Below are 19,787 nucleotides of genomic sequence, written 5' to 3' on the forward strand. Positions count from 1 at the left end.
TTTCAGATATTATAGCCTTTTACTTGTTTCCGGACAACCTCTAAATTTATGAAGCTATCTCAAATTTAGCCATGCCTATTTCAGTAAATTTGTTAAGCAAATAACATTTGAGTAGCAGTTCCCTCTCACGATTCATTTCAGATTTGTTCCTAAAACTAAATCCAAATGTCTTTTTTAATCGCGAGAAAAAACCTTCTATATCAGATCTTTTTCCATAACTCATCTCTTTTTTCCACTTCTTTATACCATCTTCATCATATGACTTTATGAGCTTGACTGCAGAATTTCTCTCAGCCATATAGTCTAACTTTGGATGCTCTGTTGCGTTGTTTTTCGGAGGAATTTTCGTTTTTATACCATATTGATTACACAGCTTATAGAGCTTTTCTCTGTCATATGCCCTATCTGCATATAGTACTTTTATGACATACTGAAAATCGACTTCTTTTAGCAAATCACAAGCTCCATAGTGATCAGCCGTTACTGTATTTCACAGCTATGGCTTTTTTGCTGTTTGTATTCAACATTACATGCAATTTTCTTGTCTGTTCATAGCTGCGATACTTTCTATCTTCGCTATTTTCTTTGCTATGACCAGGAGTGTTGTTGTATATACTAATTCCTGTACTGTCTATAGCAATTTCGATATCTTCCATATTATTTTCTGCAATCATTGATCTTAATATTGAGTTTCTTAAACCTTCTTGATGATTGTGAATAGCTGATAACTTGCAAATTTTTCCCAATTTGCTCAAGGTATCCTGCTATAAACCCAACTGTTTGCCTCAGGCCTATTCTAAATAAACAAGTTATTATGTGCACCAAAATTACAACTTTATCGCTATAAATATTGTTGCCACCTGGTATTTTTGGACCATTCTCGTACCACTTTTCTATGGCTTCGTTGATATAATGAAAAATATTTCCTCTTTTTTCTAGAAATTTGTTATATTCGCTATGGTTACTGACCCTCATTTTTTGTGGCATATTTTTTCTTCAACAGTTAAATCGCTATTTATAATGAATTTTGTCAGTAATCACTAATTTTTCTGCTGCTATGCAACAAAGCTCACTGAGATCCAGATTGGACACTAAGTTGGTGAGTATAAAAGTAGCTAACCTTATATTAAAACACAATATTTTTGGTGAGGGGTTGCATTAAAAGCTGGATTCCAGTGTCAAGCACTGGAATGACATCGTCTTAACATTGTACCATATTACAATGTTCGTACAGTTATGTGTCACGCTACTTGGATGACAAGAAAAGGTTTCTAGAATGACGGAAACGAAGTCATACATAGAAAATAGGTTAGGTATTTTCAATTTTTGTTGTATACTCAAATAAAAATCTCACTTTTACAGATGGATACAGTAAAGTTTGTTTTATTACTGCCAACAATATTACTCATGCTAGTTGCTGGTGTTTACCTATCGATTAAACTAAAATGGCTACAGGTATTTAGATTACCATACGCCCTTTCACTCCTTGGAGCTAAAAAAGGAGAAAATAAATTTTCTTCTATAGCCGCTCTGTTTACAATTTTAGGGGGAAATTTAGGAGTAGGAAATATTTCAGGAACTGCTGTTGCTCTAAAAACCGGAGGACCGGGCTCTATTTTATGGATGGCAATAATTATTGTTATCACTTCTGTGATAAAATATGTCACTTGTTATCTAAGTATAAAAACCAGAAAGGAAAAGAACGAACGGTTTATAGGTGGCCCTGTAGCCTACATGACTGATGCGTTTAACTCTAGGAAGGCCACAATTGTCTTTCTAGTTATCATGATGATGGTTTCAATAACAGTTGGTAACCTTGTTCAGGTAAATTCTCTATCAATACCACTTAATATGATAGATGTGCCTGTAGTTGTTGGTGGCATTGTAATGGCCATAATATTTTTTGTTATTGCAGCTCTCAGCTTAAAAAAAATTAAAATTTTTATATCGGCTATGATACCGATAATGACGGTAAGTTACCTCACACTTTGCGGTATCATATTATTTAAATTTAGTGAAAATATTCTTCCTTCTCTAAAACTAATAACAAGCAGTTTTTTTACAACTAGTAGCTTTAACTCTGGTTTATCTCTAGGTTTGATTTTAGAAATGTTGACTATTATTCAAGTTGGAACTTTGCGAGGTATTTTTGCAACAGATATAGGGCTTGGCCTCGAAGGAATCGTACATTCTTCAATTGTTCCTAAGAAAAATAATAATAAATTTATTATTGAACAGAGCCTAATCACAATAATATCGCCTTTTATAGTTGCATTCATAGTGTTTATTACAACAATGGTACTGCTTGTCACAGATTCTTGGGTCACTGATTTAGAGAGTACTAACATGTGCATATTTGCTTTTAGAAAAGCTATGAATTGGCCCTATATTGACTATTTAATTATGGCCATAATGTTTTGTTTTGCCTTTACTACTATTTTTACTTGGTTTTTTTGCTCAAAACAGACAATACGCTATGTGTCTATGGATAATAAATACACTAAAATCTGGATTGTAATTTTTACCATGATCATTCCGCTTGGTGCGATAGGTAAAGTCCGGTTGCTATGGGATGTTGCTGATATCTCGATTGCTGCTTTGTTGTTTATCAACATACTCGCTATACTCAAGCTAACCTCTCAAGATCCAGAAGTGTTTACTATGAGTAGCAGATATTTGAAGTTGCAAAAACAGAGCTATAGCTAAAGCAATTTAGGCTATGCAGCTGTTGTGATATAAGAGTGATTTCCGTCAAGAAGGATGTCATCCCAGTGCCCAGACACTGGGATCCAGGAATCTTGATTGGCACTAAGTTAGTGAGCATAAAAGTAGCTAATCTTATGTTAAAACACAACATTTTTGATGGGGTTCGTGAAAGGCTGGATTCCAGACTGGAATGACAACTTAAATCGTTTGATGTTACCATAAAATAGCTTGTGTCATCACATTAGTAACACAACCTTCCTTAATAAAAATTCAACCAATGCTTGTGATAATTATATTAGCTAGTATTAGCTAGAACTAAAGGCAGAGGGTTATTAGTGAGGGATATATGGGCACTAACGATACACAACAAGAACACATTTATAATGAGCGCATTCAAGAAATTTTTCCTTTATTTGATAAAATAAAAAAGGAAGACGACCCAATTTATAATGCTAGAGTTGATTTTAACACAGTAAAGTTTTTAACAAAACACGCCAACTGGAATTGGGACGAAGAAGAAAACAAAGATAAAGCATATGGAGTTATTCTTCAGAAATGCGACAAGACAAAGAAAGCTGGACAAGACCTTGAAAGTGAAGTTAAAGAAAGGTTGAAAGAGTATGTTGATGATGTTGCAGGAGTTTCAATATACGGTAATCACGCAAGTATTACGCTGGGAAATAACAAAAAAGAGTTTAAAATCAGCGAATTTTTAAACAGTGATTTTTGTGAGAAGAATGAAATCTCGGGATTTTCAACATTGCATAGTGATGGAAAGAGCGGAATGCATGGTTTTGTTGCCGAGGAAGAAGGGAAAAAAATAAGACATTATGTCGTAACTGATGGTTCATATGAAATGACTTTAAAGTGGTATGCGGAGGGGAAGGAATGTAAGATCAAAATTAAGATTGATGCTAACGGTGTAGACCTTGTTAAAGGTGATGATTTTTCTCTAGAACGGTTAGAAGTAAACAGAGATGTAAAAATAGGTGGTTTATTCTTGCATGAAATACAATTCAGGGAGAAAGGACAAGGAAAAGCGAATGAGATGCAACATAATAAAGACAGTAACGAGCTATCATCTGAAACTACAACAAGAATTGATGTTAATAGAGGTGTTAGCGTTCAAGCTACTGATATAACTCAAAAAAAAGAAGACCACCATTCACATTTTGGACTACAATCTAACAGCAGAAGGCAGTCTTACGATAGCGGAATTGGAAAAGATTTTGACGATAAAATTAATTCTCAGGAGGCTAAAGAAAAGCGTGAGCTTAGACAAGCAGCACGAGAAGCAAATTCGGGAGGTCAAGTTTATAACCTACAATCGCTTTTTGAGGAGAATCCTCAGAACAAAAAAACTCCTCCGCCACTTCCACCTAGAACTAGTTCACTACCACCTAAAAAAGGTGTTTTCGATGAGCAAGGGGGAGCCAAATCTGGAAGCCAAAAACCAGATGACTTGCGCGAAAATGAGCAAACACCTAATAATCAGCAAAAAGGTGCAACTTCTGATTCTTCAGATAGTTCTACTTTCACCAAGTCTGTAAGCCACAATCAAGATAATAGGCAAGAAGATGAACGGTATGACAATCCTACATTTGGACATGCTGTACCTGGAAGCCAAAAACCAGATAGAAGTGAGCAAACACCTAATGATCAGCAACAACCTAAAACCCAGCAACAAGAAGGAAATAGCAAAGGCGATCTGTTACAAGACATCAGAAATTTCAAGAAAAACAACTTACGGCACATTGATGTTGATGATAGAAAAGCATCAATTGCAGGAAGTAGAAAAAATAACCCATCACCGTTAGAGACATTAAAGGACATAATTCCTTATTCATCTTCTCCAGATAATAGTGATAACCAAGATGCTAGTGATGCTAAGTGGAAAGAAAGTGAACAGCCGCTCTCTGCTACAGCACTCAATAATAAAAGTGACTCGGGCTATTCATCTCCAACTCATGACAATAATGAACAATCTCAAGTAAATCCTGAACAGTTAGAGAAGAGCTTAGAGAACATTGAACAAAGTGATCAAACTCCACCTGAAAATCTTCTTAAAGAAATCAGAGATAGATCACAGCAGGATAATAGAGGATTAAGGCAAGTTGATCCTACTGATAAACTGTCACAAGATAAAGAAGATGGATTGCAAAAAGACGATTTAGCAGATGTAAAAATAGTGGAAGGTCCAACTATTAGTGTCTCTGCTTCAACACCAAATAGTATAAGTGATTCAGGCTATATATCTCCAACTAATAGTGATAGTAAATCTCAAACAGATTTAAAACAGGTAGGAAGGAAATTAGAAGAACATATTAGACAAAGTAATCTAACTCTATTTGAAGAACTTAAAAATACATTAGGTCAAGAAAATCTCGGGTTAAAATCAGCTGATCAGAGTCAGATTAGCGAAGAAACTAAAAAACGCTTGAGAGAAGTTGGGTTGCTAAAAGACAGCTCAACAGACATAAAAGCAAACGATTCGGGCTATTCATCTCCAACTCATGACAATAATGAACAATCTCAAGTAAATCCTGAACAGTTAAAGAAGAGCTTAGAAAACATTGAACCAAAAGAAATCGGAGATACGAGTGAGTTAAAAGGAGCATTGGGAAACCCGGATAAAGGGTTAAGAGAACCGGCACAACAGGCTACTAAAGAAAATATTCCTAAAGATTCATTCTCAGAAAACATTTTAGAAAAGATAGGAGAAGGTAAACAATATGACCCTATACGTAAGTGGTTAGAAAAAACAGTGGCAGAACGAGAAAATAATGACACTAATCCAACTGTAGATAAAAATAGCGAACTATATAAATTACTAGAGAAAGATGAAGCACAACTGAAAGCTGGAGTAATAGAAGAAGAAAGAGGAGATACTTTAACAGAACACACTGATGGTTATGATCGCAATAGAATTGCATTAGCTAACAGAAATAAAAGACCACTAGATTGGGCTAAACAGGTTGCTGAGTCACAACAAAAAAAAGATACTAATAAAGGTATTTCAATATAAATTGAAGTTAAAATAATTGCTTAGCAAACAATAGGTTTCATGTAATGGTAACCCTATAACGGAAGAGTAGGAGCCGCGTAAGAACAATACGAACACTCCAGCTAGGCCTTGTATATTGCATCCCCCCGCCCTATTTTTCCACTCTTCTGATGCTAAATAATACTTAATTTCTTGTTCACTGAGACGTTTAAATTTCACTATTGTCACCACAGTCCTGATATGTTGTTTAGATTGATCGGGAGTTAATAGACATACACTGGTGTATACTCTATGCCTTCTTCCTGATAACAAGCGGATACATTTTTCTGCTTGCTCAACGTTTTCAGCTTTGAGCAATATCCTTCTACCACAAGCAACAACTGTATCAACACCAAGCACAAAATAATTTGGATTTAAACTTTGTATTTTCTCAGCTTTACTTTTTGCCATACGGATTGAGTAATCCTTCGGAAGTTCCTTTTTTAAAGGGGCTTCATCTATATCTGCTGGCAAAATTAAACCTGGCTCAATGTTTATTTGTTTTAGTAAAGCTATACGCCTTTTCGATGATGAAGCAAGAATAAGATTATTTAGAGATCGTTCTGTCACTTGTACCTTTAAGCCTTCTAATGATCCTACCCTTTCTCGCATTCCTATCGTAAATGCTCATCTCAACTAACACCCTATCCCCTATAATGATGCGTATTTTACTTCTTCTCACTTTCCCTGATACATGACAGATAATCTCATGTTCATTGTCCAGTTTCACTCTAAATTCTGCTGCAGGTAGTAAAGCAGTTACTGCCCCTTCCACTTCAAAAATTGTTTTCGATTTCTCGTCTTTTATCATATGTTATATTATAATTTAATAATCTTTTTTAGTCTACTATAGATTTTAAATTATTATCAACACAAAAGACCTTTTGCGCCCCACTTAAGTTGCAACTTAACCCCAACCATCTTCACAATGATACCCTACCTACGTTTCTACTCTCTGCCACCTTCTCAATAGAACTTATAGGACTTATGTTGAAAGATAAATCATTATCACAATTTTCTTCATCGCTATCAAGTCCACTATCAACGCTTAAAGATCTGAGTAATGTTGTCTTCTCTCTCAGTGGAACATAAGACTCATTATCAACGCTTGAAGATTTGGATAACCTTTTCTTCTGTCGTGGAGCATTACCAGACTCATTAGAAATTTCTCCCGTTAATTGATTGTTGAAGCTCCTTTGTTCATCAGCACGAATTTTTTCTTCCAGTCCATCAAGCATTCCTACCAATTCATCACCCCATTCATTTTCTTCTTCTAATAATTGTTTACACTTTTCTTTCTCACGCTCTAGCTCGTTTCTTAACTCTTCGACTTTATCTTCATCTTTAGTGAGTTTAAGTGTAAGCACCTTATCTCCTGGAAATTCCTCGTACTCGTTTTCTAGTTCTTCAATGTTGAGTTTTAGTCTCTCTTCTCCAAGTGTATCTTGTAAATCGCTATCCTGCCTATCTGATTCTTTAATCTTTTGCTCAATTTCTACTTGTACCTTATATTCCTGATCTAATTCTCTTAGCTGATCTTTCAAGCGCTCTTTCTGCTGGCGTCGTTCAACCATTATCTGTTCCGCATCTTCTCGTGCTTGATTTAGCTCTTTTTCCAAATTCTTCTTTCCTGCATTAACAATTTTCAGCTCTTCCTTTAGCTTTCTTTTTTCTTCATATACACCTTTAAGTTCTTGTGCTTTCCCTTGTAGCTCTTTTAACACACCTGCTAATTCTTCATTTTTTTGTGCCAGTTCAGTTTGCAATTCCGTGTTTTTTTGCTCCTCTTTTTCAAACCTGTCTTGTAAATTGCTATTCTGCTTCTCTAACTTTACAATTGTTTGATTAGCTTCTGCTTGGGTTGTTTCTAGTTTCTCCTGTAGTCGCTGATTTTCTTGTATTAATTCATGGTGCTTTTTATTTATCACTTGCAACCCTGCTTCTATTTTTTGCTTCAATTCAACAGCTTCTTTTTTCAAATTTGACATTTCTTGCTTCAATTCAACGTTTTTTTCGGACAGCATCTGATTATTTAAAATCAATTCATCCATTTGTTGTGAAGCAAATTCTGTCTGAGTTCCAGTGTGCTGTAAATTGACTTCCGTTTTAGTTTCGATTTGTTGTGAAGCAACTTCTGTTTGAGTTTCAGTGTGTTGTAAATTGACTTCCGTTTGAGTTGATGCATTGCTATTAATAGAAGGAGGAAGGCTATTGTCAGCATCAACTTTAGGGTCTAATTCCCCCTCTGGTTCCTCGCGATAGGCCGCTATAGACTCATTTTGAAAATTATTATTAGCAGTAGGTACAACATCAGCAGCCTTACCTTTTTCTAGTACAGCATCATATAAGGAGAGACCTTGAATATATAATTCATCGTTTTGCTTTATTAATTCTAAGATCTCATCCGATAGCACAAAATCTTCATCATTAAATTTTAGTACTTCAGTTATGCCATCGCTACTCACATTCATAATCATGGTACACATTTCGGATCCATCCTTTACAGGCCAAGTGCTTTTCATTTCATAATATGCGCCCTCTTTAAATTCATAATATCTTTCCTTACCTTTCCGATGAGAGTGTATTTCATGTTTTTTATTGCAATAGATATTCAGCTCTTTAATATCTTTCTCTTGCTGTAAAATGTCACTAATCCTGGTTTGCTCACTTCTATTGTAATTAATAAGATTGATATTCAAAACTCTATGAGTGTTATCAGTTTCTGTGTAATAAGCTCGAAACTCTACGCCTTTCTCTCCAAGATATTTACTTGCAGCTTCTTTTCCCTGCTCTGCCAACTTTATGCATTTATCTATATCTTCCTTAAAGCTCTTATTAGCAGACTCTGTTACTGCTTTATCTATGTACGTTTTTTTTAAATCTCCATCATTTATTAGGTCATAAAAACTCCACTTATCCCCAAAAGCCCTCTGCACGTAAGTGAAATTCTTTTTTTCCTTTAGTTTTCCTAAGAACCACACCTTTTCTTTCAGATTTTTTAGTTGAAAGCTTACCCTTGCCTTTACACTAGAGTTTTTGGCAGGAATACTAACTTCTTCTAATTCTTTAAGTAATTTGTTATTTTTTATAATTGAGGAGCAAAACTTTACAATAGCAGAATTTGCAAACGAAGGATCTTTTTTTATATCTTCATCAATAATTTCTTTAAAACGTGCAAATTGAGGTAGAACATAAAAATTGATTATTTCTTTTTCTGATCTTGTTTTATTAGCATAAGAGATATCACCTAATTGTGAATATAACTCTTTTAATGTATAGTAGATAAGCGTAGAGTAATAAACCTCCCTATTCAGTGAAGTTGGTCCAATACACTTTTCAAGTTGATCACCTGTTTTTCCTGCCTCTGCTGTTTTTTCTTCTTTAGCCAAACTTCCAATCATAATACACCTCCTTAACTATATTTATATTATACCAATTAACATATATTAAAAGAAATCAAACTGTATAACCTCGCCCTACACTAACTTTTATGATTACTTAATTGTGTAAAAATAACTGCAAGTGTTAAACTTGAGCTTTTATTTTTCATTATACATTTCTTACTACATGTTTATACTGTTGTCTTGCATAATAGACTATTCGAAGTTACACAAGTATTTTTTTTATTAGATAAGAGTTAGTAAGAGCCTGTTCATAATTTTTTCAGAAGTAAGGCAGTGAAAGCCAGAACTACCATTTGTAGGCTAGTATTGAGTTTTCGCTCACAATTTTTCCACAATCTTCTACATTTTTCTAACCAAGCAAAAGATCGCTCCACAACCCATCTTTTGGGCAATACAACAAAGGAACGTAATTCATTTCTTTTGATCACTTCAACGGTTGCACCAATAATCGTTTTTATTTGAGTTACAAAATTCTCTCCAGTATAGCCTGCATCAACCAGTACATTTTTAACTCCCGAGAGGTTTTCTTTTGCATTTTCGACCATTCTCACAGCACTGCTACGGTCAGTTATCTCTGCTGTTGTTGTATAAATTGCATGCTTGCGTATCTACTGCAATACGGCCCTGAAATCTTCTTGCCTGCATCATAGCTTCAGCAGTATCTGCATTTTTTATACTCTGTGCATCAATTATGCAGAAGCTTTTCCGACCATTGTTTTGTCGCAATTATTTTTTTTTAATACCAGCTCCAGAACACTTTCTTTATTTACATCTGATTTTTCACTCCACTTCTTAAAATAGTCGTAACAATTGCGCCATTTTGGGAACTCTTTTGATACCATTCTCCACTGGCAACCACTTTTTAACACGTATAACACTCCACAAAATATATCATGTAAATCAAGTGTTCTTGGTTTTGTCTTCTTTCTGCAAGATTCCAGATCTGCTACAATAATCTCAAACTTTTCTCGACTTATGTCACTTGGTTATAAACTTCGCATATCCTACTTTATATACTTTATCCTCTCACTTTATCTCTTTTTTGAGATTACGTACAGGCTCTAAGATACAAAGACGTTTTCAGAAATCTTTAAGCTTAATAACATCCTCTCTCTTTGGACTAGTTGAGATTAGATGAATTGGTACACCTATTAATTTTTCTAACCCTTCTATATATTTTATTAAATTGATAGGCAATGTTTCAATCGACCTTTTACCTTGAGTGTTTTCTTTCCAGCCAGGAAACTCTTCATATATTGGCTCTAATTCCCCTTGTATTGAATGCGATGCGGGTAAATAATCATACATTTTTCCGCTATACTTGTAACCAGTGCATATTTTAATTGTATCAAAAGAATTAAGCACATCTAATTTGGTTAATACAATGCTTGAAACTCCAGAGAGTTGTACGGCCTGGCGCACTAAAACTGCATCGAACCATCCGCAACGCCTTCTTCTATTGCTCACTGTTCCAAGTTCCTTACCTATAGTAAACAAGCTATCTCCTACTTCATTTTTCTGCTCAGTAGGAAATGGGCCATTGCCCACTCTTGTTGTATAAGCTTTTACCACACCAATAATGTAAGCATTGGAGGATAACCCTGAGCCTGTTATTGCTTGCGATGCTACAGTATTACTTGAAGTAACAAAAGGGTAAGTTCCGTGGTCGATATCTAAAAATGCGCCTTGGGCACCTTCAAATATTATTTTCTTACCTTCTTTCATCAAGTCATTTAATATCTTCCACACAGGTTTTTTATATGAAAGAATTTTTTCTGAAATCTCTTGAATTTCCTTTAATATTTCTTCTTTTTTAACCACCTGGTAGTTAAGGCCTTTCCTGATAGCATTGTGGTAATTCAAAAGAATATCCACTCTTTTATTGAGCTCATCTGCGTTTTCTAAGTCACAAAGGCGTATAGCTCTCCTTCCAACTTTATCTTCATAACATGGCCCTATCCCTTTGTTTGTTGTACCAATTTTGTGATTTCCATTTAAATCTTCAAATAGCTTTTCCTTGTCCTTATGTATGCTAAGTATTAATGGACAGCTCTCGGATACCATCAAGTTGTTATAGTTTACGTCTACTCCTTTAACTTTCAATGACTCTATTTCTGAGATTAGAGCGTGTGGATCAAGAGCAACGCCATTTCCTATGATAGATATTTTGCCTGGCCTCAAAACAGCAGAGGGCAGTAAATTTAATTTATAAACCTCATCATCTACTACTATAGTGTGCCCTGCATTATTTCCTCCCTGAAATCTCACAACTACATCTGCATTCTCAGAAAGATAATCTACTATTTTACCCTTGCCTTCGTCACCCCATTGCAGACCAACAATTACAATGTTATTCATCATTATTTTCTAGATTAATACATAAATATTAATGCAGTACGCTACAAATGGAAAGAGAAATCTACGCCTTTCCTACACCCCTTAAATAAAGAAATATACTGTCGATTTTCTTAATATATTACCAAATTATTCATCATTATATGATATAACTTACAGCATATTTACAGTAAGGTGTTATTTATGAAAGAGACAAAAGGAAAAAATAATAAGAGTCCAGTAGTTAGATTAAAGGCCACAGCTAAAGAGTTCAATTTTAGTAAATTAAGAGCAGATCAAGATAATAAATTAGCGAATTCCGGTGAAACAATGTTCTTAGATTTTCAAAGGATGAATTTTATTATTAACGGAAAAGAAATAGATAAAAATCTTATCATTGCATTTAAGGAAGGAGCTAAGCACCGCAAAAGCGAACTTTTTAATAGTGATGATATATATAATGACGAAATATTTAACAAAAAAGGAACAAGAGAAATAGATACGGATCATGGCAAAGCTTTTGTTGCTTCAGTACTTGAAGATATTGAGAAAGAGCTTGTAAGTAATGCATTGGGTGAGCTATGGAAAAATCACTGTGAAAATTCCAAAACTGCCAATCATCAAAAAACCGATTCATATAAGAAAGAATTTGAAGAATTTTACAATGCTGGCCAAAGGTATATCCATCTATTACCAACAGAGAAAGATGAAAACAAGGATTACCGTTCCTTTGCAAAAGAAGTTTTCAAAAAAATGTTCAGATACGCTGGGGCAGAAGTTCCAAGTGATGCTATTTTAGAAGAGCTAGTTACCAATTGTAATCAAGCAGGGTATGAGGCTGCTCCATTTATACAAACCCAACTTGCACTTGGACAGTCGTTCATAGTAGAAAATCCTAAAAAAGTAATAAATATTGATTGTGCTAACCAAAATAATGTGAGAATTAGATCTGATATGAGGCTACCAATACTCTCTGTTAAAAATCAAGTTATGCATGGCGATAAGATATGTAATCTGTCTAGTTCATTGGAATTTACAATTGAATCTCACAATGGTGAAGACTTTGTAACATACAGAGATGGTAAATTGTCACTTACTACTCCTAAAGAGTTAAAAAATTATAAAGATAATGGCAAGAGCTTGTTTGACATTATTAAAGAATATTTTCAGAAATTCTGTGCAAAATTAGGATTTAAACCTGAGACAAAAATACAAATAGAGCATGGCTTCGGTGCTCAAAGTAACTATTTAGATGGTACAATATCAACCACAGGATCAGATGCAAATGAAGAATTTATCAATCTTTTAAGCGAAAATCTCAGAGAGAGGTTATTGGGGTCAGGAGTTGCTCTAGAAGATGAAGATGTTGATGATGTTGTTGAAGTCAGAGTATCTACCGTTATAGATCTATTGAGTGATTATGCTAAATTGGAAGATAATAAAGAACACAGAGAGTTATTAATAAGTAAAGTAGCAGATAATTTAGGACTTTCCACTCAAGATAAAACAGCACCAGAAGTATTGATGGAATTAGGCTCTTTACCTTCTTTGACAAAAGGTCAGGTTAATCATAATCAAGTGCAGTCTGTTGTAAATACTTTTATTAAGTTAATTATTGAAGGGAAAAGCGAAGTATACAAAAAAGGAGGTGCGATTAATGCAATTCATAAGGAGATAGATAAGGCAATTGTTGAGCAAGAAAAAAAAGCAACCAACAAACAAGATATAGAAAATGATAAATGGACAGATAGAATCAAAAAACAGAATTATTCTGCGGAATCACATGAACATTTACCTTAAAGATATTAGTAGGCTCTTTAAATATTTTAGAGTTCATGGTTACAACGGTTGCTATTTTACAGTGCATCTCACAACACTTTCTTCAAAAATATACATGTTAACATACCCTGGACGTACAAGATCACACTTATACCCAAGCTTTTCATAAAATACTTTCGCTTTTTGAAAATTCATGGTTGCAACGGTTGCTATTTTACAGTGCATCTCACGACCATAATCATGAACTTCTTCCATTAGCTGCTTTCCCATACCTTTTCTTCTATAATCAGAGTGCACCCAAAGCAAGTCAGTGTAAATTCAACCATAGATAACAAAACCGCTACAACCTACAATAATTTGTTCAGTATCATCGCGAATAAAAAAAGCAAATGGGTTACACGTACCTTTATCAACGGTTTCTTCATTAATCTTTTTGAGTAGGAATTCAATGTCTTTGCTACTTGGTGATGTGGTGTGTTCTATTTTCATCTCTCGGCCTAATACCGCATACTGATTTCTCTCTTTATCTTATATAAATTAATTAAGTAAAGTGAATACAGTATCCACACTACTAAAAAAAATGTGGCACAAAACATAAACATTGCAACCAGTGGCAACAGCAGGGAACTTTCTATTGCTATTCCACCTTTTCTCAAAATGCTTGCTGGCTGATGGAGAGTGGACCATAAATTCACGGAAAATTTTACTATAGGAATATTTATAGCACTAAAGATGGCAAATACTGCTGCTGATTTTTCTGCCCTCGCTTCATTATCAAAAGCGCTCCACAATGAAAGGTAGCCAACATATAGGAAAAATAAAATCAGCATTGAAGTAAGCCTTGCATCCCATACCCACCAAGTGCCCCAGGTTCCTTTTCCCCAGATGCTGCCTGTGATTAAGCATATTGCCGAAAAGACTGTCCCTGCAGGAGCAGCAGCATGTGCCAAGACACTAGCAATGCTATTGTTCCATACCAATGAAATGAAACCAAGTGATGCAATTAATCCATATATTCCAAGAGCAAGCCATGCAGAAGGCACATGAATGTACATGATTCGTACAATTTCTCCTTGTTTATAATCTTCTGGAGAGAAGAATAACGCCAAAGACATTCCAATTAAAAAACATGCGAAACAAATAACCCCAAGCCAAGGTAGAGCTTTCTTAGAAAAATAAGAGAAATTTGTAGGCTTTAATAAAAACATTCGTTTTGAGAATAATTGTGTTAAGAATTTACCAATTAGTTTGAGTTTTATCAACAGGATAGTTTTTCTATATTTACGTAGGTCAACAAATTAGCATAATTTCAGTAGCAGATTGCTAGCTATTATTTTTAGTATATGACCCTTAAAAAGCTTAATCTACACTTAGTATCAGATTCAAGTGGTGAAACTGTTATATCAGTTGCAAAATCAGCTCTGAAACACTTTCGTTCTGTAGAAACGATCGAATATGTTTGGTCTTTTGTAAAAGGAGAAGAGCAGATTGACAAAATTCTGGAGGAAATTAATAGGAAAAGTGATGAGCATAATTTTGTTATATGCACTATTACTGATGATGAGCTAAGAAAATATCTAAAAGATAACTGTATAAAGTTGAAAATTCCCTATAGAGCAATATTATCACATATTATTAGAGAAATTTCGTCTTATCTTGAAATTGAAAAAGACGAAAAGCTTGACTTGCATACTGAGATAAATAACGAATATTTTCAGCGCATTGAGGCAATAAACTACACTATTAATCATGATGATGGACAAAATATTCAAGATATTGATAAAGCAGATATAATTTTGGTTGGAGTTTCACGTACATCAAAATCTCCCACCAGTACGTATTTAGCTTACCGAGGCTATAAAGTTGCAAATATTCCTTTTGTTAGTGGAGTACCCTTTTATGTTGACTTGGCAAAATTAAAAAATAAACTAACGATAGGGGTAACAATAGACGTAAGTAGGCTAATAGAAATACGCAAAAATAGACTTACTTCAATTAACAACGAAGATAATAATATATATGCTAACCCTGAGAAAGTAGAAAAGGAAATTAAAGAAGCAGAGGAGCTCTTTAAACAGAATAACTGGCCAATTATCGATGTCACGCAAAAGTCGATCGAAGAAGTATCAGCAACAATTATACAATATTTTAATAAAATGTTATCAATTGACTAACTCTTGATAAGTGATTATAATGTAAAGTAATTTAATTCTTACTATAGATATGAAAGTCAAAGGGTCGCTAAAATCTCATCGTAACAGAGATAAAAATTGTAAAGTTGTGAAAAGGGGTGGTAAGATTTACATTATAAATAAGGTAAAGCCAAGGTGTAAAGCGCGTCAAGGTTCTTAGCTTTTTGTTCACCTTTTCATGTTATATATTTTTTATATGTGAAAGTACGGTGCTTATATCTAAAAAGAAGCAAAAATTACTGTGTTTAAGCGCAGCCTTACTCATTTCTTCCCTTACATTATATTTCAGCATTAGCACAATTACAGGTAAACGTGGCTTATTGACGTTAATCGATTTAAAAAAAGAAATCGAGTACAATAAACTTTTGCTAAAGGATGTCTCTTCTGAAAAGGAAAAGTTGGACAACAAAGTATTTGGCTTATATGAAAAAAGCTTAGATTTAGATCTGCTTGATGAGCAAGCAAAAAATGCTTTAGGTTATGTGAACCCTAATGAACTTATGGTTGTTCTTGACGTGGAATAGCAGTAGTGACCTTACCCAGAAAAAGTGGAGAGAAAGAAAAGAGTTTTTTTGGGTAAAATAAAATTTTGGAGGATTAGAAATGGTAAGAGAATATACAGCAGAATTCAAATTGGAAGCTGTTAAACTGGCAAATGAACAAAAAAAGGTAGGTCAACCAGTTGCAAAAGTAGCAAGAGATCTAGGAATAAGGGATAGTGTATTAGGAAAATGGATGAAGAAATATAACGAAAAAAAGTCAGCGGCAAATGCATTTCCAGGTAGAGGTAACATGGCTCCTTACGACAAAGAGAGGTTTGATTTACAAAGCAAGAGTAACAAGGGAAAGAGACATTTAAAAAAAAGCCCTGGCCAGTCAAAAAGAGTAAAATATTTTTTTATATAGTAACTGCTATAAAGTACAGGAATTATGTAGGATTTTCTGCTAGTGGCTACTATAAGTGGACCACAAGAAAAATAAGCAGTAGAGAATCAGCAAATAAAGAGCTACTCGCAGCTATTCAAAAAATATATCAAGTTTCTAAATGTAGATATGGAGCTCCTAAAATTCATGCTGAATTGAAGGCTTTGGGTAAAAGTTGCAATTTGAAAACGGTGCAAAGTATTATGCAGAAAAATGACATCAGGGCTATACTGAGAAGAAAGTTTAAAATTAAAAAACAACAAACAGATAATAGAGCTGTAGCTCCCAATATACTAGATCAAAACTTTATTGTTGATCAACCAAATAAAGTATGGGATTACTTACATCAAAACCAAGGAGGGATGGCTATATTTGGCAGCAATAATTCTCACGTATGGTAGTTAATGAGTAGTGCAATAAATAAACAATTGGTTATGAACTCTTTATTAATGGCCATTAATAGGCGTAAACCTGTTAAAAATCTACTGCTGCACAGTGACCAAGGTTCACAATATACTGCGCAAGGGTATCAATATCTCTTGCTGCACAGTGACCAAGGTTCACAATATACTGCGCAAGGGTATCAATATCTCTTAGCTGTAAAGAATATAGATGAGTAATAAAGGCTGTTGTTACGACAATTCTGTTGCAGAAAGCTTCTTTAGCTCATTGAAAAGAGAAATACTTATTGATACTTCACAACACTCTGCTCAACAAACTAGAACTGCAATATTTGAATACATAGAAATTTTTTATAACAAACAACGTCACTATTAACTATTGCATTCCAGAACAATTTGATGCATCATTCTTTTTGTAAAAAACATTCCACACTTTCTCTCCACTTTTTCTGGGTAAGGTCAAAGGATCTTATGTCTTAAACCTTATCACCAGGCTTAACAAATAGGTGGCCCAATACTATTAACTTTATGGGTTTATCTTCGTTATTTGCTACTATCCAAACCCCATCGCTCTCATGATCAACAATTTCTATTGGTGCAAATACTACATAATTATTGTCATCAACAATCTTTATTCCAAGAGCACCCTCGTCACTTAAGCTCAGGGCTGAAGAAGGAACTTTATATGCAAATCTTTCGCCTGAAGGTAGCCTTACGTTGGCAGTTAGTCCCTGCAAGGATATCATTTTATTATTAGTTACCTTTACTTCTACCCTATAAGACCCAGTTTTAGGCTCAGCAATTTTACTAATAAAACTTACTTCACCTGCCAATTCTTTTCCGTCCAGCAAATTAATTTGAGCTGTGCTGCCTAGCTCTATTTTATTTACTTCATTTTCCGAAACGTATAACACTACAAGAATTTGATCGAAATTAACCACGTCAGCTATTTTTTGCCCAGCATTAACAAAATCCCCTTCGTTTGCATTGATTTTATCAATATAACCATCTATAGGAGATGTGACTGCAGTATTTTCTAAATCCAATTCTAGCCTTTTTAGGTCAGCTTTTGCACTTTGTAACGCAGTAAAAGCTGCTTCTACTTGTATTTGTGCCCCATAGCCTTTTTTATTCAGTTTGTGAGAGGAATCATACTCAATTTCACGCTGCTTTAATAAAGCTTTGGCTTTCTGAGCTTGCTCAATCCTGTCATAATCTTCTATCTTTAACACTACATCATCTCTTTTTACCTTTTCACCATCAGGTAAATAAATAGCAATAATCTTACCACTTATTTTTGAGACAAGGCTAGCTCTATGTAAGGGATTTACTGTACCAGAAAAATTTAAATATATAGTGCGGTTTTGCGGCGCACATTCTTGAGTTTTTACTGAAAAGCTACTAGTTGCATTATCGCTATGAACCGCCTGATCTTTTTTTAAAAATGCACTGCTGATAAAAAACAGTAGAATAAAAGCAATACTGGAAATGATGATTACTTTATTTCTCATCTTTAAACAATAGAATTTGTTGATCAATCTTGTTAGAAACAACTGCATAAATTTTCGAATCAGAAATGTAAGTATAATACATGTACCATTGTCACTCCATAAATAGTTTTATATGAGAACAAACACAAGATTTTCCTACAATAAGTAAGTTTTTTATTGCTAAAATGCAATTTTTAATCGAATAAAATTGCAAACAAAGTTGTGCATAAGACTGGATTTAAAAAAATCTCGAAAAACATACTAAAACTTTTAAATAATAACTTTATATCTAGTGGCTTTGCCTTCTCCAAGACGCTGTAAGTATTTCATCCCTAGCAGTTTCTTTGTAATTGCCTCTACTGTTCTTGGAGGAAATCCTAGAGCTTCTATAGCATCTTTTCTACTAAATTCTTTATCTGCAAGGCTAAGTGCCCATTCCCAGAAGAACAATTGTTTTCTTGATAATAAATATTCAGTATTCTCCCTCTCAAGAATATAATGCGCCTCATTTGCTTGCGTTTTGAGTACATTAAGAAAAAATATTAACCACGGGGAAATATCTTCTTTGCCACTTTTCCAGCTACTTTGTGTTTTATTAAGCGCTAAATAGTAATCAAGTTTGTTAGTTTCAATTATCTTTTCATGTGATACAATAGATACAAAATCATAACCCTGCTGCAACAGCATTAAATTAGTCATCAATCTACTAGTTCTGCCATTCCCATCTTGAAAAGGGTGTATTGCCAGATACTCAAAAACAAAGTTAGCAATAATAATAAGAGGATGCTTAAATTTATTATTTAAGGACCAGTGATACCAATCAATAAGCTCTTGTACTTCCTTTCTAACAAGGTAAGGTGGTGTGGGATCAAAAATTATACCAACAACTTTTCCATTCTGATCTTTTGCCTCAACTCTATTAGAACTTGCTTTGTATTTTCCTCTATGATACAAATCTTTTTCACTATAAAGTAGCATCTGGTTGTTAATGTGCAATATTGATGACTCACTAATTGGAATATCCGTATAATCATGAAATATTAGTGTAAGCATTTCTAAGTAGCCAGCAATTTCTTGCTCATCTCTATTTTTAAATTTTTTGACACGTAGGTTTTTATATAGATCCTCAACTTCTTTATCGGTTAGACGATTTCCTTCAATACGGTTAGAAGCGCCAGAAGATGTAACAATAACTGAATGAGTTAATCTTTCAATTGTTTGTGGTAGTAGTTTTTTCGTTATCTGCCAGCTATTTTTAACACTATCAACTGCAGTAATTAACTCGTACACTTGCTCAATTACAGGCCCTTCTAGGTTGAGACGCGTACTAAGACGAAAATTCTTCCAGTTCATATTCTTCTCACATGCATATTATGTGAGATAATGTGAGATAATGTGATAAAAGTCAATAGTAAACTTTATATGCACAGCAGAGCTAACTACAAAAATTATACATTTTCAAGTGATCCTAACCATATCAAAAACTACAGGGCAAAGCTGTTAGAGGAAGGCTT

At 34.2% G+C, this 19,787-nt stretch carries 16 protein-coding genes and 3 pseudogenes; 8 read left to right on the forward strand and 11 right to left on the reverse strand.

Going from position 1 to position 19,787, the window contains the following annotated elements:
- Positions 1–46 precede the first annotated feature (46 nt).
- Positions 47–987, reverse strand: a pseudogene (locus L0Z58_RS07015) (IS5 family transposase).
- Between the two features lie 375 nt (positions 988–1,362).
- Here L0Z58_RS07015 and L0Z58_RS01630 point away from each other — a divergent pair.
- From L0Z58_RS01630 to L0Z58_RS01640, 3 genes are all read left to right on the forward strand, one after another.
- Positions 1,363–2,706: an alanine:cation symporter family protein gene (locus L0Z58_RS01630; protein ID WP_010962519.1), complete on the forward strand. Its 1,344-nt coding sequence runs from the start codon at positions 1,363–1,365 to the stop codon at positions 2,704–2,706.
- Positions 2,707–2,741: 35 nt separating this feature from the next.
- Complete coding sequence (locus L0Z58_RS01635) at positions 2,742–2,900, forward strand: hypothetical protein (RefSeq protein ID WP_010962520.1); 159 nt, start codon at positions 2,742–2,744, stop codon at positions 2,898–2,900.
- A 152-nt stretch (positions 2,901–3,052) separates the two neighbouring features.
- Complete coding sequence (locus tag L0Z58_RS01640) at positions 3,053–5,731, forward strand: hypothetical protein (protein ID WP_010962521.1); 2,679 nt, start codon at positions 3,053–3,055, stop codon at positions 5,729–5,731.
- On the opposite strand, the gene L0Z58_RS01645 is transcribed toward L0Z58_RS01640, so the two are convergent.
- The 5 genes and pseudogenes from L0Z58_RS01645 to L0Z58_RS01665 all read right to left on the reverse strand — a co-directional run bounded on the left by L0Z58_RS01645 (position 5,723) and on the right by L0Z58_RS01665 (position 11,511).
- A complete protein-coding gene (locus L0Z58_RS01645; RefSeq protein WP_010082554.1) occupies positions 5,723–6,319 on the reverse strand; it encodes a Maf family nucleotide pyrophosphatase in 597 nt (198 codons plus the stop codon). The genes L0Z58_RS01640 and L0Z58_RS01645 overlap by 9 nt on opposite strands.
- Positions 6,297–6,560, reverse strand: coding sequence for a translation initiation factor IF-1 (infA, locus tag L0Z58_RS01650; RefSeq protein ID WP_007550159.1), 264 nt, complete (start codon positions 6,558–6,560; stop codon positions 6,297–6,299). The genes L0Z58_RS01645 and infA overlap by 23 nt, the downstream gene beginning before the upstream one ends.
- Before the next feature lie 112 nt (positions 6,561–6,672).
- Positions 6,673–9,150 carry a coiled-coil domain-containing protein gene (locus L0Z58_RS01655; RefSeq protein ID WP_010962522.1) on the reverse strand — a complete coding sequence of 826 codons (2,478 nt, stop codon included), beginning with the start codon at positions 9,148–9,150 and terminating at the stop codon, positions 6,673–6,675.
- 251 nt (positions 9,151–9,401) lie between these two features.
- Positions 9,402–10,130 (reverse strand): annotated as a pseudogene (locus tag L0Z58_RS01660) (IS5 family transposase).
- 103 nt (positions 10,131–10,233) lie between these two features.
- Positions 10,234–11,511 (reverse strand): adenylosuccinate synthase, encoded by a 1,278-nt coding sequence (locus L0Z58_RS01665; protein WP_010962523.1) that lies wholly within the window; start codon positions 11,509–11,511, stop codon positions 10,234–10,236.
- Positions 11,512–11,691: 180 nt separating this feature from the next.
- Here L0Z58_RS01665 and L0Z58_RS01670 point away from each other — a divergent pair, with 180 nt between their 5' ends.
- Complete coding sequence (locus tag L0Z58_RS01670) at positions 11,692–13,287, forward strand: hypothetical protein (RefSeq protein ID WP_010962524.1); 1,596 nt, start codon at positions 11,692–11,694, stop codon at positions 13,285–13,287.
- A gap of 51 nt (positions 13,288–13,338) precedes the next feature.
- Here L0Z58_RS01670 and L0Z58_RS01675 read toward each other — a convergent pair whose 3' ends face one another.
- Genes L0Z58_RS01675 through ccmC form a run of 3 tightly spaced genes read right to left on the reverse strand, consistent with a single transcriptional unit; the run spans position 13,339 to position 14,474 of the window.
- Entirely contained in the window at positions 13,339–13,563 is a 225-nt protein-coding gene (locus tag L0Z58_RS01675; protein ID WP_227738632.1) for a GNAT family N-acetyltransferase, read from the reverse strand.
- A 21-nt stretch (positions 13,564–13,584) separates the two neighbouring features.
- Positions 13,585–13,755 carry a hypothetical protein gene (locus tag L0Z58_RS01680; RefSeq protein WP_022626249.1) on the reverse strand — a complete coding sequence of 57 codons (171 nt, stop codon included), beginning with the start codon at positions 13,753–13,755 and terminating at the stop codon, positions 13,585–13,587.
- A gap of 8 nt (positions 13,756–13,763) precedes the next feature.
- Positions 13,764–14,474: a heme ABC transporter permease CcmC gene (gene ccmC, locus L0Z58_RS01685; RefSeq protein ID WP_010962525.1), complete on the reverse strand. Its 711-nt coding sequence runs from the start codon at positions 14,472–14,474 to the stop codon at positions 13,764–13,766.
- A gap of 135 nt (positions 14,475–14,609) precedes the next feature.
- On the opposite strand from ccmC, the gene L0Z58_RS01690 reads away from it, so the two are divergent.
- The 4 genes and pseudogenes from L0Z58_RS01690 to L0Z58_RS07020 all read left to right on the forward strand — a co-directional run bounded on the left by L0Z58_RS01690 (position 14,610) and on the right by L0Z58_RS07020 (position 17,202).
- Positions 14,610–15,440: a pyruvate, water dikinase regulatory protein gene (locus L0Z58_RS01690; protein ID WP_006280267.1), complete on the forward strand. Its 831-nt coding sequence runs from the start codon at positions 14,610–14,612 to the stop codon at positions 15,438–15,440.
- A gap of 49 nt (positions 15,441–15,489) precedes the next feature.
- On the forward strand, positions 15,490–15,618 hold the full coding sequence (ykgO, locus tag L0Z58_RS01695; RefSeq protein ID WP_006279631.1) for a type B 50S ribosomal protein L36: 129 nt from the start codon (positions 15,490–15,492) through the stop codon (positions 15,616–15,618).
- A gap of 49 nt (positions 15,619–15,667) precedes the next feature.
- Positions 15,668–15,982, forward strand: coding sequence for an FtsB family cell division protein (locus tag L0Z58_RS01700; protein ID WP_010962526.1), 315 nt, complete (start codon positions 15,668–15,670; stop codon positions 15,980–15,982).
- A gap of 79 nt (positions 15,983–16,061) precedes the next feature.
- A pseudogene (locus tag L0Z58_RS07020) lies at positions 16,062–17,202 on the forward strand (IS3 family transposase).
- A gap of 57 nt (positions 17,203–17,259) precedes the next feature.
- On the opposite strand, the gene L0Z58_RS01725 reads toward L0Z58_RS07020, so the two are convergent.
- Positions 17,260–18,342: an efflux RND transporter periplasmic adaptor subunit gene (locus L0Z58_RS01725; RefSeq protein WP_010962527.1), complete on the reverse strand. Its 1,083-nt coding sequence runs from the start codon at positions 18,340–18,342 to the stop codon at positions 17,260–17,262.
- Positions 18,343–18,543: 201 nt separating this feature from the next.
- On the reverse strand, positions 18,544–19,626 hold the full coding sequence (locus L0Z58_RS01730; RefSeq protein WP_010082532.1) for a Fic family protein: 1,083 nt from the start codon (positions 19,624–19,626) through the stop codon (positions 18,544–18,546).
- Between the last annotated feature and the right edge of the window lie 161 nt (positions 19,627–19,787).

The organism is Wolbachia endosymbiont of Aedes aegypti (genome assembly GCF_021496215.1).
GTDB lineage: Bacteria > Pseudomonadota > Alphaproteobacteria > Rickettsiales > Anaplasmataceae > Wolbachia > Wolbachia pipientis.

Bases quoted from the DNA above. Each gene is read 5' to 3' on its own strand.
- L0Z58_RS01630 (WP_010962519.1), top strand. From the start codon at position 1,363: ATGGATACAGTAAAGTTTGTTTTATTACTGCCAACAATATTACTCATG.
- L0Z58_RS01640 (WP_010962521.1), top strand. From the start codon at position 3,053: ATGGGCACTAACGATACACAACAAGAACACATTTATAATGAGCGCATT.
- infA (WP_007550159.1), bottom strand. From the start codon at position 6,560: ATGATAAAAGACGAGAAATCGAAAACAATTTTTGAAGTGGAAGGGGCA.
- L0Z58_RS01655 (WP_010962522.1), bottom strand. From the start codon at position 9,150: ATGATTGGAAGTTTGGCTAAAGAAGAAAAAACAGCAGAGGCAGGAAAA.
- L0Z58_RS01665 (WP_010962523.1), bottom strand. From the start codon at position 11,511: ATGAATAACATTGTAATTGTTGGTCTGCAATGGGGTGACGAAGGCAAG.
- L0Z58_RS01670 (WP_010962524.1), top strand. From the start codon at position 11,692: ATGAAAGAGACAAAAGGAAAAAATAATAAGAGTCCAGTAGTTAGATTA.
- L0Z58_RS01680 (WP_022626249.1), bottom strand. From the start codon at position 13,755: ATGAAAATAGAACACACCACATCACCAAGTAGCAAAGACATTGAATTC.
- ccmC (WP_010962525.1), bottom strand. From the start codon at position 14,474: ATGTTTTTATTAAAGCCTACAAATTTCTCTTATTTTTCTAAGAAAGCT.
- L0Z58_RS01690 (WP_006280267.1), top strand. From the start codon at position 14,610: ATGACCCTTAAAAAGCTTAATCTACACTTAGTATCAGATTCAAGTGGT.
- ykgO (WP_006279631.1), top strand. From the start codon at position 15,490: ATGAAAGTCAAAGGGTCGCTAAAATCTCATCGTAACAGAGATAAAAAT.
- L0Z58_RS01725 (WP_010962527.1), bottom strand. From the start codon at position 18,342: ATGCAGTTGTTTCTAACAAGATTGATCAACAAATTCTATTGTTTAAAG.
- L0Z58_RS01730 (WP_010082532.1), bottom strand. From the start codon at position 19,626: ATGAACTGGAAGAATTTTCGTCTTAGTACGCGTCTCAACCTAGAAGGG.